Source organism: Streptococcus sp. HMSC056C01 (assembly GCF_001811305.1).
Classification (GTDB): Bacteria; Bacillota; Bacilli; order Lactobacillales; family Streptococcaceae; genus Streptococcus.
Genome location: NZ_KV804192.1, coordinates 222,797 through 236,206, shown reverse-complemented (window position 1 = coordinate 236,206; position 13,410 = coordinate 222,797). Strand labels below are relative to the sequence as shown.

At 39.4% G+C, this 13,410-nt stretch carries 11 protein-coding genes and 1 pseudogene; 6 read left to right on the top strand and 6 right to left on the bottom strand.

The window, feature by feature from the left end; translation table 11 throughout:
- The first annotated feature begins 318 nt into the window (after window positions 1–318).
- Entirely contained in the window at window positions 319–1,602 is a 1,284-nt protein-coding gene (locus HMPREF2795_RS03670) for a uracil-xanthine permease family protein (RefSeq protein WP_007554578.1), read from the top strand.
- A 110-nt stretch (window positions 1,603–1,712) separates the two neighbouring features.
- On the opposite strand, the pseudogene HMPREF2795_RS03665 reads toward HMPREF2795_RS03670, so the two are convergent.
- The 6 genes and pseudogenes from HMPREF2795_RS03665 to HMPREF2795_RS03640 all read right to left on the bottom strand — a co-directional run bounded on the left by HMPREF2795_RS03665 (window position 1,713) and on the right by HMPREF2795_RS03640 (window position 8,369).
- A pseudogene (locus HMPREF2795_RS03665) lies at window positions 1,713–2,471 on the bottom strand (CPBP family intramembrane glutamic endopeptidase).
- A gap of 116 nt (window positions 2,472–2,587) precedes the next feature.
- The gene (locus HMPREF2795_RS03660) at window positions 2,588–3,499 is read right to left on the bottom strand and encodes a DMT family transporter (RefSeq protein ID WP_000030342.1); all 912 of its coding nucleotides are present in this window, start codon (window positions 3,497–3,499) and stop codon (window positions 2,588–2,590) included.
- Window positions 3,500–3,508: 9 nt separating this feature from the next.
- Window positions 3,509–4,441 (bottom strand): serine hydrolase domain-containing protein, encoded by a 933-nt coding sequence (locus HMPREF2795_RS03655; RefSeq protein WP_000810449.1) that lies wholly within the window; start codon window positions 4,439–4,441, stop codon window positions 3,509–3,511.
- Window positions 4,438–5,163 carry a CppA N-terminal domain-containing protein gene (locus HMPREF2795_RS03650; protein ID WP_075228247.1) on the bottom strand — a complete coding sequence of 242 codons (726 nt, stop codon included), beginning with the start codon at window positions 5,161–5,163 and terminating at the stop codon, window positions 4,438–4,440. The genes HMPREF2795_RS03655 and HMPREF2795_RS03650 overlap by 4 nt, the downstream gene beginning before the upstream one ends.
- A gap of 148 nt (window positions 5,164–5,311) precedes the next feature.
- Window positions 5,312–6,130, bottom strand: a complete 819-nt coding sequence (locus HMPREF2795_RS03645; protein ID WP_000670816.1) for an endonuclease/exonuclease/phosphatase family protein — start codon at window positions 6,128–6,130, stop codon at window positions 5,312–5,314.
- Between the two features lie 52 nt (window positions 6,131–6,182).
- The gene (locus HMPREF2795_RS03640; protein ID WP_000974085.1) at window positions 6,183–8,369 is read right to left on the bottom strand and encodes a PTS transporter subunit IIBC; all 2,187 of its coding nucleotides are present in this window, start codon (window positions 8,367–8,369) and stop codon (window positions 6,183–6,185) included.
- A 191-nt stretch (window positions 8,370–8,560) separates the two neighbouring features.
- Between HMPREF2795_RS03640 and HMPREF2795_RS03635 the strand changes: the two genes are divergently transcribed.
- Genes HMPREF2795_RS03635 through HMPREF2795_RS03615 form a run of 5 tightly spaced genes read left to right on the top strand, consistent with a single transcriptional unit; the run spans window position 8,561 to window position 13,257 of the window.
- Window positions 8,561–9,508: a tRNA modification radical SAM protein MnmL/YtqA gene (locus HMPREF2795_RS03635; RefSeq protein WP_000844482.1), complete on the top strand. Its 948-nt coding sequence runs from the start codon at window positions 8,561–8,563 to the stop codon at window positions 9,506–9,508.
- Window positions 9,492–10,049, top strand: coding sequence for a tRNA 5-(aminomethyl)-2-thiouridylate-methyltransferase MnmM (locus tag HMPREF2795_RS03630; protein ID WP_000828447.1), 558 nt, complete (start codon window positions 9,492–9,494; stop codon window positions 10,047–10,049). The genes HMPREF2795_RS03635 and HMPREF2795_RS03630 overlap by 17 nt, the downstream gene beginning before the upstream one ends.
- Complete coding sequence (locus tag HMPREF2795_RS03625; protein ID WP_000361083.1) at window positions 10,042–10,296, top strand: hypothetical protein; 255 nt, start codon at window positions 10,042–10,044, stop codon at window positions 10,294–10,296. The genes HMPREF2795_RS03630 and HMPREF2795_RS03625 overlap by 8 nt, the downstream gene beginning before the upstream one ends.
- Window positions 10,297–10,307: 11 nt before the next feature.
- Window positions 10,308–12,362 (top strand): cation:proton antiporter, encoded by a 2,055-nt coding sequence (locus HMPREF2795_RS03620; RefSeq protein ID WP_000364842.1) that lies wholly within the window; start codon window positions 10,308–10,310, stop codon window positions 12,360–12,362.
- Between the two features lie 31 nt (window positions 12,363–12,393).
- Entirely contained in the window at window positions 12,394–13,257 is an 864-nt protein-coding gene (locus HMPREF2795_RS03615; RefSeq protein ID WP_000737724.1) for a YihY/virulence factor BrkB family protein, read from the top strand.
- The last annotated feature ends 153 nt before the right edge of the window (window positions 13,258–13,410 follow it).

Here is a 13,410-nt window from a genome sequence, read left to right as displayed (position 1 = left end):
TCAAGGCTCAGGAAAAAATGATTTACAAAATCATACCTCGCTCTCTCATTTCAAGGCTCGGAAAAAAATGATTTACAAAATCATACCTCGCTTTCCCATTTCAAGGCTCAGGAAAAAATGATTTACAAAATCATTTTTTTCTGCTATACTATCCTAAGCAAAGGTTTTTAATGTCATCCCGTGAGGTGACGAAGGCGCAGATCTATATAAAACTCTTTAAAACTTGATATAGGAGTCTTGTTTTAGAGAGGTCTTACTCTGGGAGCCTATTGCTATAAAATAATGGGCTCTTTTTTGATGCCCAAAAGTGAGGTTAATATGAAACAGGAATCAACTGTTGATTTGCTTTTAGACGTTGACCAACGTCCTTCAGCTGGAAAGGGAATTCTTCTTAGCTTCCAGCACGTATTCGCCATGTTTGGTGCAACCATCTTGGTACCTTTGATCTTGGGAATGCCTGTATCGGTTGCCCTTTTTGCATCAGGTGTAGGAACACTCATTTACATGATCTCTACTGGCTTTAAAGTTCCAGTTTATCTGGGTTCTTCTTTTGCCTTTATCACAGCTATGTCACTTGCCATGAAAGAAATGGGTGGTGATGTATCTGCTGCTCAGACAGGGGTTATCCTGACTGGTCTTGTTTATGTACTTGTTGCTGCAAGTGTTCGCTTTGCAGGTACAAAATGGATCGACAAACTCTTACCTCCAATCATTATCGGTCCTATGATCATTGTTATCGGTCTTGGACTTGCTAGTTCAGCTGTTACCAACGCTGGTCTTGTAGCTGACGGAAACTGGAAAAACGCTCTTGTAGCCGTTGTTACTTTCTTGATTGCTGCCTTTATCAATACAAAAGGAAAAGGCTTCCTACGAATCATCCCATTCCTTTTTGCCATTATCGGTGGTTACCTCTTTGCCCTAGCACTTGGATTGGTTGACTTCACTCCTGTTCTTGAAGCTAACTGGTTTGAAATCCCTGGTTTCTACCTACCATTCAATACAGGTGGTGCCTTCAAACAATACGACCTATACTTCGGTCCTGAAACAATTGCCATCCTACCAATCGCAATCGTAACCATTTCTGAACATATCGGAGACCACACCGTTCTAGGTCAAATCTGTGGACGCCAATTCTTGAAAGAACCAGGTCTTCACCGTACCCTTCTTGGTGATGGTATTGCAACATCTGTTTCTGCCTTCCTCGGTGGACCAGCAAATACAACCTACGGTGAAAATACAGGGGTTATCGGAATGACTCGTATCGCTTCTGTCTCAGTTATCCGTAACGCTGCCTTTATCGCAATTGCCCTTAGCTTCCTTGGTAAATTTACTGCTTTGATTTCAACAATTCCAAACTCTGTACTTGGTGGTATGTCTATCCTTCTTTACGGGGTTATCGCAAGTAACGGTTTGAAAGTCTTGATCAAAGAACGTGTTGACTTCGGTCAGATGCGCAACCTTATCATCGCAAGTGCTATGTTGGTGCTTGGACTTGGTGGTGCTATCCTTAAACTTGGACCAGTTACCCTTTCAGGTACTGCCCTATCAGCTATGACAGGTATCATCCTAAACTTGATCTTGCCATACGAAAACAAAGACTAATCCATATAGAATCAACGAGAGGTCGGGACCAAAAATCCCGACCTCGTTTTTATGAACAAGAAGCCTTTGATACAGTGACTCATTGGACTGTTGTCAAAAAGTTTGATTTCTTAATTTCCCCAAGCAATCAAAAGATACAAGAGACTGGAACCAAACATATCAGCAAGAGCATGCATGAGAAAAAATGGCAGTAAATTCTTGACTACATATTTGTACAAGAAATAATAAAAGAGACCATAAACAAGCCCAATAACCAAGGCCCAAAGTAATCCTTGATAGGTATGGAAAGAAATCCGTATAATTACCGAGTAGACTAGAGCTAACCACTTGTGCTTTTCTTTTACTGAAGTCAGTAAGCCTAGGAAGAAAAATTCTTCATAAAAACCATTTAGTAAAGCATAGCAAATCGCCATCGGCGTTAAAGCCATGAATTTTCGAATGATTTCCATAGGGTCTATAAAAGGGATCAACTGAGGATTAAAATAATTATACTCACCGCTAAGAGTTGTAATGATATCACCAAAGATACCAACTACAGCAAAGATAAGGGGTACCCAAATTAAAACAGACCAGCTCCAATGTATAGGAAGCTGTTTAAAATCATAATTTCGAATCACAAGATATAGGAAGGTAATCCCTAACATCATCAATTGAAAATTGAAATTACTAGAATAAGCTGCCCCATCACTTGCTAGATTTGTCGTAGTTTCTGCGACGCTAGTAAGAGTTGAGGGCTATAAACTCTCCATAAATTGTTGAGTAGAACGAATGATAAACTCTCCAAACATTAAAACAGTGATGATGAGGATATCGAACCATTTTAAGTATCTTAAAGGTTTTGATGGATGAATACTTTGTAGCAAATTCATATTTCTTCCTTATCTTTAAATGTATGAATTGATTATAACCATTCATTCTTAAAGTTATATGAATCAACTTGCTAGAAGATTAAAAAAACAGCCTTATCAAAGACTGTTTTAATCCATTAAACAGAATGTTGCTTCTTTTCAAGCATTAAATCCTTCAATGAAATGATAGTCACAGCTAGTAAAATCATTGCCATACCAAGAAAATCTACAGGATAAAAGATATCCCCCATAATCATGAAGGCAAAAAATACTGCCGAGATAGGCTCAATCGAAGCCAAAAGGCTAGACTTGACTGGTCCTATCATACTAGCTCCCTTGAGGAAGGCTGTATAGGCAAAGACCGTTCCAATCAGAATGATACCAGCAAAAGCTAGAAAGATATCAAAAGATATGGGAATACTGGCCCCGATAAGCCCCGTAAAAGGTACTGCTAGTATACCTGAGATGGTCATTCCAACACCAATAACCAAAATGCTCCCCCATTTTTGAATCAATTTTATGGGTAAAATGATATAAAGAGCATAGGTTAGGGCCGAGAACAAACCCCAAAATAGACCAGCTGGAGTCATCGAGAGTTGATCCAATTGCCCATGGGTTGCAATGAGAAAGGTCCCACCTATAGCTAAAAACATAGAGATGATTTCTGAAAGCGTCGGAGCCACCTTATCCTTGATACAAGTGTAAGCAAGGATTCCAACTGGACAGACATACTGGAGGACTGTCGCTGTCCCAGCATTTGTCTCCTGAATAGCTGAAAGATAAGCTAATTGATTTAGAAAAAGACCAAATAAAGAAAATAGCAAGAGAGAAAACAGGCTTGATTTATCTTTTAGAAAAGCTATGAATTGCTCCTTAGATTTGATATAGGACAAAAGAACCAAAAGGAGTCCTGCAATAATCAAACGGATATTGGTTAAAACAAGAGCAGAAATTCCATGAGCCATCAAGTATTGACCGCTAGTCCCTGATAGGCCCCAGGCAATACCTGCAATCACTGTAAAAATAGTTCCTTTTAACGCTTTAGACATGAGCCCTCCCTAGTCTGCTTCACGAATCAAGTCCATGACCTGATTACGATCCAATATCCACTGAGCACGCTCATCTTTCTCATAGGTTCGGTTAGATAAAAAGATTGCCGCCTCTTGTTTCTGTCGATTCCACATGATAAAAGTTCCAGTATAACCTGTATGGTCCAACCAATCACCTTCAAGATTCCAGGCCAATGAGCGTTCTTTATCACTCAGATCCGAAAAATTCTGACTCAATCCTTCAGCAAAATCATCTTGCAAATAATGCTCTAAGAAGATTTTTAAATCATGAACTGTTGAAAACAAGCCTGCACTACCTGCATGTTTTCCAAGCAAACGAGCCTTGGGATCATGGACCACTCCTGCTTTCTGTCCACGGACCGTTGGAACAGCACAGTTAACTGAACCAAACTGAGTTTCCTTCATCTTCCATGGATTCAACACTTGCTCTTGTAAAATCTGATCCAAGTCCTTTTCAAAATAAGATTCTAAAAGAAAACCTAGTAAGAGAAAGTGCACATCTGAGTATAGAAAGGCTCTCTTCTCTCGGCGATTCAGATGAAACATAGCTTCTCTTAACTGATCTGCTGAAAGCTGATCTCTATTAGGAATAAAAGGATCTAAATCCGTTGCATGCGTTAGGAGTTGTCGAATGGTGATGACTGGGTAATCCACTTCTGGAAGATAGTCTCTTATGGAGTTATCTAACTCAATCTTGCCTTCCTTCCACAAAAAGGTTAAGACCGTTCCTACTCCAACGACCTTGCTCACACTTGCCAAATCATAGACCAAGCCCTCACGAGTCTGCTCACCAGTTTCTGGATTTGCTTCTCCTAGATACCAGTCAGACCAAACGCCATCCTGATAATACGCAAAAGAGGCACCAGGATAAATCCCCGCCTCAATTTGTTGCTTTATTTTTTGAATGATTTTTTGTTTCATACTGCTTCAAACCACAATTCAATATTGTTGGTATCCTTAGTTAGGAAAAACTTCTCAGATTTTGGAATAAAGTAACCAGCTTCTTCAAATCTTTGACGCAATACAGGCAAATCCAAATTCTCTACTTGAAATTTCAACATAGACAAGTCCCAAGTTACATTATTTTCAACCAGTAAATCGCTCCCTTGAGATTGATTAAAAGCTAGTCGGTTTTCGATTTCTTCTTTATCAAGTAGGCTTGATGTCTTATCTGGTAAGTTAATTTCCACCGAGATTTCAAAGGCTGTCAAATATCTCAGTTTCTCATCTTTTGAAAAAGTGACTTCTTCCTCAACTTTTTTCAAATCCTTGATATCATCTTCGGCATGAATAAGAATACAATCCCCTTCTGGAGAAAGAACCTCAAAAGCATATCCCTTATTTCCTTTATAGAGTTGAGGGATTTCTTCCATTCTAGCTAGTAGTGCTTCAATCTCAGATGGCTTCTCTACCTTTACAAGTAATCTAGCTAATTTTTTAATCCCTTCAACCTTACGGCTCCTCATACTTGGTGACTCTTCTAAAACTAACTTTTCAATACCTGATTGGTCTCCTAGTGATAAGAATGCTGACTCTTCAAGCAAGGGTTTCATCCCCAAAGTCTCAATATAAAACAACTCATTTAAATTTCTATTATTTACCTTTAGCGTCGGGATCATACGCTTTATTTGATTTACAATCATAAATTCCTCCAACACTTTTTATTTTAAAGGATTTTATCTTTTTTTACAAGTTATTCAATAAAAAACTTTAACTATATTAACTCTTTAAATTAAATTCCCCCTTCTGTTTGTAGAAGGGGGCTTGATTGTTTTTACTAAAATAGCTTATTTAGTCTTTCCAAGATAGTGTTGCTTGCAGACCGTAATGATCACTAACTTGTGGACTGTTTTTACCATCAAAGACCACGTGAAGTTTTTCTACCTGCACATCCTTTGTTGTAAAGATATAATCGATTCGAAGAGGTTCGCTATTTCCCTTCCAACCATCAATTTCAGGCGGAACAGTGTAACTACCACTTCTTTCTTTTGCAACTTCAAATGCATCTTGTAAGTTTAGTGGACTAGCTAAAATAGCTTGGTAGCCCTCTTGACCTGCAGGATTATTAAAATCACCTGCTAGCAAGAGTGGCTTGTTCAATTCTTTCAGAACTGCTTCAAAGCGCGCCCATTCCTCTTGGAAGCCTTTATCCCACCAAGAGAGATGGACACTGGCAACTGCAAGTTCTTTACCTTCAACTACTGTCTCTGCTAGAGCAACTCGACGAGTGTGGTAATCTGTCGGATCATCTACATCTGAAACCAAAATTTCACGCGCTTCAATTGGTGTTTTAGATAGGATTGCAACACCTTCATGGTAACGATCATAACCGATATGGTTGTAGGCCCAAGTCCAATAATAGTTTTGACCTTGCTCAGCTAAGTGTTCTACCAAGAGACGAACATAGTGATCTTGATGAATCGGCTCAGCAGATGGTAATGGCTGATAAAGTGCACCAGCTTCTACTTGCGCTGAAGTAATTTCCTGGTTAATTTCTTGAAAACAAATCAAATCATAACTGTTTTCAAGTATATCTTGAAGTAAAAGTTGAAACTTTTGTTCAGGATCTTTTTCCATCCAACTATGGGTATTGAGTGTTAAAAACTTCATGCTTTTCTCCTATTAAACAAGAGGTTGGAAACAGCTTCCAACCTCCTAAATATTACAATTCTACTTTTGCAACTGCTGTTTTAGCAGCAAGAGAACCTGTTTTTTCTAATTTAACTGATTTGATCGCATCACCATTTGTGAAGACAACTACAGTTGTAGTTTCACGACCAGCTTCACGGATAGCACCCAAGTCAGCTGTGACAAGAAGATCACCAGCAGCAACCTGTTGTCCTTCAGTAACACGAACTGTAAATGGTTTTCCTTCAAGACTTACTGTGTCCAAACCAATGTGAACAAGTACTTCAAGGCCTGCTTCAGTCACAAGACCAAGAGCGTGTTTAGTTGGGAAGATACTTGATACAGTACCTGATACTGGAGATACAATGTTTCCGTTTGATGGTTCTACTGCAAATCCATCACCCATCATTTTTTGTGCGAATACAGGATCCTTAACTTGATCCAATTCAATCACTTGACCGTCAGCAACTGAGTATACTTCTTCAGTCACACCTTTGTATACAACAGCATCTTGTTGAGCTGCTGCCATTTGACTTGGAAGAGTTTCAGGAATCACTTCACCTGAGTCAAGAAGGTCTTGGATATCTGATTTCAAAACGTCAGCTTTAGGTCCGTAGATAGCTTGGACACCTTGTCCTTTCATGACAAGTCCCATAGCTCCTTCAGCTTTCCATTGTTCCTCTGTTCCAACTTTTTCAGCGTCTTTTACAGTAACACGAAGGCGAGTCATACATGCGTCCACATCAACGATGTTAGCACGTCCACCAAGAAGGTTAATGATGTTAACAGCTTGAGAAGCTTCTGCAACTTTTGACTCACCAGAAGCAGCAGATTCTGATGAACCTTCAGCAGTTTCGTAGTTTCCGTTACGTCCTGGAGTAGCATAGTTGAATTTTTGAATCATGAAGTTGGCGATAAAGTACATGATAACTGCAAATAGTGCTGTTACCCAGATAAAGTTAATGATATCCATACCAAGACCAGCATTGATAGCTAGTGGAGTACGAGTCAAGAATTCAATTGAACCGAATGAGTGCACACGAAGGTGAACAATATCAGCCATAGCAAAGGCAGCACCTTGAACAACAGCGTAGACAAGGTAAAGAGGTGTTGCAACGAACATGAACATATATTCAATTGGCTCAGTAACACCAGTCAAGAAAGTTGCAAGAGCTGTCGCAATCATCATACCTTTGTATTGGTGTTTCTTGTCTGCTTCAACATTACGGTAAATAGCAGCAGCCACACCCATCAAAATACCGAATGAACCAATCATTTGTCCAACTTTGAAACGAGCTGGATGAACTGTATCTAGCAATGTTTGGTATTGACTAGCATCAGTACCTTTAAGGTTTACAAGGTCTGTTACCCATGCAAGCCAAAGTGGATCTTGTCCAAATACTTGAGTGCCTTTTGCTGCACCAGTTAAAATATCGTAAGTACCACCAAGAGCTGTATAGTTCATTGGGATAGTCAACATATGGTGAAGACCAAATGGCAAGAGCAAGCGTTCCAAAGTACCATACAAGAATGGTGCAAGAACTGGTGCTGTTTCTTGTGAATTAGCAATCCAGATACCGAAGTTGTTGATACCTGTTTGAACAACTGGCCAGAAAGCTGAAAGAAGAATTGCAGCGATTGCTGAACGAAGAATAACTACAAACGGTACAAAACGTTTCCCGTTAAAGAATGAAAGTGCATCAGGAAGTTTACGGAAATTATAGTATTTGTTAAAAGCAGTCGCTCCAACAAAACCTGAGATAATCCCTACAAATACCCCCATGTTAAGGGCTGGTGCTTCAAGTACGCTAATGAAATAATCAGCAACCTTGATAGAGTTACCAAAGAGTGTTGATACCATAGCGTTAGGATCTTTCAACATATCACTGCTTACACTAAAGATGGTACCAGTGATACGGTTGATTAGGATAAAGGCAAGACCAGCAGCAAAAGCACCACCAGCGCGTTCTTTAGCCCAGCTTCCTCCAATAGCTAGGGCAAACAAAATATGAAGGTTACCGATAACTCCCCAACCGATTTGCTCAAGGATTCCTCCTGTAATCACTAGAGGGGCAAGGTTTGGGTCAATCATTGCAAGCGACTTACCGATTGAGATCATCAATCCAGCCGCTGGCATAACAGCGATAACCACCATTAGAGCCTTACCGAATTTCTGCCAAAATTCGAAAGACAAGACATTTTTGAATGTATCTTTCATCATTCAAATCTCCTTTTATATTTATTAGGCAAACGTTTTACGAAAACGTTTGCACTTGTTTGTGACTTAATTATACCACTTTTTATTTTTTTGTAAAGGCTTTTTAAAAAATTTTTTTCTGTCCAATCATTTCAATATCTCTCACTTATTTGCTGACTTTGAGTTTGCGGGTCTTTTCTGATATAATATTAGCTATGAAATCCTATAATACCTTGAATGATTACTATCGAAATTTATTTGGAGAAAAGACTTTTAAAGTTCCTATTGATGCTGGCTTTGATTGTCCCAATCGCGATGGAACTGTAGCACATGGAGGTTGTACTTTTTGTACGGTTTCTGGTTCTGGAGATGCAATCGTTGCTCCTGATGCTCCTATTCGCGAGCAATTCTATAAGGAAATTGACTTTATGCACCGTAAGTGGCCAGATGTTAAAAAGTATTTGGTTTACTTCCAAAATTTTACCAATACACATGAAAAGCTAGAAGTGATTCGCGAACGCTATGAACAAGCTATCAACGAACCAGGTGTAGTTGGCATCAATATTGGGACTCGACCTGACTGTCTTCCTGATGAGACTATCGAATACTTGGCAGAATTATCAGAGCGAATGCATGTTACTGTAGAACTAGGTTTACAAACTACCTATGAAGAAACTTCTGAATTGATTAACCGTGCCCACTCCTATGAACTCTACGTGGATACGGTCAAACGACTTCGGAAGTATCCGAAGATCGAGATTGTTGCCCATTTGATCAATGGTTTGCCCGGTGAAACTCATGAAATGATGGTGGAAAACGTTCGGCGTTGTGTAAGGGACAATGATATCCAAGGGATTAAGCTTCACCTACTTCACCTCATGACCAACACTCGAATGCAACGCGACTATCATGAAGGTCGTTTGCAGCTCATGAGTCAGGATGAATATGTCAAGGTCATCTGTGACCAACTAGAAATTATTCCCAAGCATATTGTCATCCATCGGATTACGGGTGATGCGCCTAGGGATATGTTGATTGGTCCTATGTGGAGTCTCAATAAATGGGAAGTTCTAAATAGCATTGAGGCTGAAATGAGACGACGCGGTAGCGTCCAAGGATGCAAGGCTGTAAAACAGGAGTTTATGAATGAAAAGACCACTTGAAATGGCGCATGATTTTCTTGCCCAAGTCATCACCCAAGAGGATATTGTCGTTGATGCGACCATGGGAAATGGCCACGATACCTTTTTTCTTGCCAAGTTGGCTAAACAAGTCTACGCTTTTGATATACAGGAACAAGCTCTAGAAAAGACTAGCCAACGTCTACAAGAAGCTGGTTTGACCAATGCAGAATTAATCCTACAAGGTCATGAAACCGTGGATCAGTTTGTAACTGAGGTGAAAGCTGCCATCTTTAATCTAGGTTATCTTCCTTCAGCTGATAAAAGCATTATCACCCAACCTCAAACAACTATTGAAGCACTGGATAAACTTTGCCAAATGCTTGTTAAAGGTGGACGAATAGCCATCATGATTTATTACGGGCATGAAGGCGGAGATATCGAACGGGATGCAGTCATGGATTTTGTCAGTCACTTACCACAACAAGAATATACTGCTACGATCTATCGCACTCTCAACCAAATCAACAATCCACCGTTTTTAGTCATGATTGAAAAATTAGAAAGGTATCGCCATGGATAAACAATACCTACGAGATAAAATAGAAGGTCTTCGACAAAAATTCGTTGAATCAACCCAACATGAACGAGCAGTTGGTATGTTAGATGAAGTTCATATGAGTAAGAAGATGTTGAAAATCAAGAAAAAAATGATTTCACTTGAAATGGAGCGTTGTCAGAAGAAAATCGAGCATAAGGACTGCTCGAAGATTGATCAAAAAATCCAAGAACAAAAGGAACTTTTTGAAGCTTGTCGCAAACAAAAATAAGGAGGTAGAAGATGGATTTACTTTTTTATCTCTTAGTATTTTTACTAGTTCTTATTGTTTCTAGCACGACCAATAAACTTCTTCCCTTTTTACCCATGCCCCTGATTCAAATTTTGTTAGGGATTGGAATTGGACTTTGTTTACCCAACAACCAATATCATTTAGATACTGAGTTATTCCTAGCTTTAGTCATTGGCCCGCTACTATTCCGAGAGGCTCAAGAAGCAGACATTACTTCTATCCTAAAACACTGGCGGATTGTCCTCTTTTTGATTTTTCCAGTTATCTTTATCTCAGCTCTGAGCATGGGAGGAGTCGCCCATGTCCTTTGGGCGAGCCTTCCATTGGCCGCCTGCGTAGCAGTTGGTGCTGCTTTAGGTCCTACTGACCTAGTCGCCTTCGCATCTCTTTCTCAACGTTTTTCCTTTCCGAAACGGGTTTCTAATATCCTAAAGGGGGAAGGTCTTCTGAATGATGCTTCTGGACTAGTAGCCTTTCGTATGGCTCTCATCGCTTGGACAACAGGAACATTTTCGCTCACCCAAGCTGGAACCTCATTAGCCATTTCCATCGTTGGAGGATTTGCAGTCGGCTTTATAACAGCCCTAATCAATCGCTTCCTCCATACTTTTCTACTCAGTGTCCGTGCAACAGATATCGCAAGTGAGCTCTTATTGGAACTTAGTTTACCTCTCTTGACTTTTTTCATAGCTGAAGAGATTCATGTTTCTGGAATTATTGCGGTCGTTGTCGCTGGTATTTTAAAAGCTAGTCGTTTCAAGAAAATAAATCTGCTTGAAGCCCAAGTTGATACTGTTACAGAGACTGTATGGCACACAGTAACCTTTATGCTTAATGGTTCTGTCTTTGTTATTTTGGGAATGGAACTGGAAATGATTGCGGAGCCAATTCTGAAGAGTGCTTTTTATAACAATGTGCTCCTTCTCATCACTATCTTCCTCTTAACCTTCCTACTCTTTGTCATCCGCTTTCTCATGATTTACGGCTTTTACGCGTTTCGAATAAAGAAACTTAAAAAAAGCCTCCATAAATATGTCAAAGATATGCTTCTCTTGACATTTTCTGGAGTTAAAGGAACGGTTTCTATTGCTACCATCCTCTTGATACCTTCTAATCTGGAGCAGGAATATCCGCTCCTTCTCTTCCTCGTAGCCGGTGTAACCTTGGTCAGTTTCCTTACTGGATTATTGGTCTTGCCACACCTTTCTGAAGAGCAAGAACCATCTAAGGATCATCTCATGCACATCGCTATCCTAAACGATGTTGCCATGGAATTAGAGAAAGATTTGGAACATACTAAAAACAAGGTTCCCCTCTATGCTGCTATCGATAATTATCACGGACGGATTGAAAATCTCATCCTCAGCCAAGAAAACAAAGAAATCCAAGAAGACTGGGAAGCTCTTAAACTTTTGATTCTCAGTATCGAGAACGATGGTTTGGAACAGGCCTATGAAGAAGGCAAAATCGGTGAAAGAGGTTATCGTGTTTATCAACGGTACTTGAAAAGCATGGAGAACAATATTAAGCGAAACTTTGCTTCTCGCCTAACCTACTACTTCCTTGTTTCTATCCGGATTGTGCGTTTTCTCCTTCATGAATTGCTCACATTTGGAAAAACCTTCCGTTCTTGGAGAGACAAGGGAAATCAAAGACTATTAGCCATCGATTATGATCAGATTGCAGAGCTCTACCTAGCCAACACTGAAATCATCATCGAAAGTTTGGAAAACCTGAAAGGGATTTATAAGAGTTCCTTGATTAGCTTTATGCAGGAATCACGTCTCCGTGAAACTAGTCATATTACTAGTGGTGCCTTTGTGGAACGGGTTATCAATCGTATCAAACCCAATAACATCGATGAAATGTTGAGAGGCTACTATCTAGAACGTAAGTCTATCTTTGAATACGAAAAACAAAAACTCATCTCAGCCCAGTATGCTAAAAAATTACGACAAAATGTAAACAATCTAGAAACCTATTCTCTAAAAGAAGCAGCCAACACACTACCTTATGATATGATGGAATTAGTTCGCAGAAATTAAGATTTAGGTTAATATTGTGGAGGATTATGCAATGAAAAAGTTGTGGAAACAACTAACCAATAGGCCTTTATTGAAAGCTTTTTTGCACTACTATCGTGTTTCAGATATTGAATTAACCAGTGTAGCTGTGGCCTATTATTGGTTGATTTCAATCTTCCCCTTACTTATGATAGCTGTCAATATCTTGCCTTACTTTCAAATTCCAATCTCCGATTTCTTGATCACACTAAAGGAATTTTTACCAGATACGATCTATGATGTAGTAGCAAAGATTGCTCGAGAAGTACTGACTCAACCATCTGCTGGACTCTTGAGCTTTGCAGTGATCTCAGCCCTTTGGACCTTCTCAAAATCCATGAATTTCCTCCAAAAATCTTTTAATAAAGCTTATGGAATTGCAAAAAATAGAGGGCTCATTTCCCATCAACTGATGAGTCTCCTGGTTAGTTTGGGATTACAGATTCTATTTGCACTTGCTCTATTCCTAAGTATGTTTGGTCATATGTTATTGGATCTGTTAAAAAACTACTGGAAATCCGAAAGTTCTCTATTTGCATATTTACAGGATTTTACAGGACCGCTGATTTATGCCTTTCTTTTTGCGATCTTGATTATGCTCTATTATTTCCTTCCGAATGTGAAAGTCGGTCGTATTCGTTACGTCCTTCCTGGAAGTCTATTCGTACTTCTTACTCTTATATCTCTATTAACAATCTTTTCAGCTTATTTCAACAATTATGTTAACTATCTAGTCGACGTTCGATTTTTTAGTTCCATCATCGTTGTTGTCATGATGTTCTGGTTTATAATTATTGCCAAGATATTGATTATCGGTGCAGTGATCAATGCGAGTGTTCAAAGCCTAAAAGACCCGGACTTTAAAGCAAATCATTAATTTTTTATCGATTGATACTCAATGAAAATCAAAGAGCAAACTAGGAAGCGAGCCGCAGGTTGCTCAAAACACCGTTTTGAGGTTGTGGATAGAACTGACGAAGGCAGCTCAAAATACTATTTTGAGGTTGCAGATGGAAGCTGACGTGGTTTG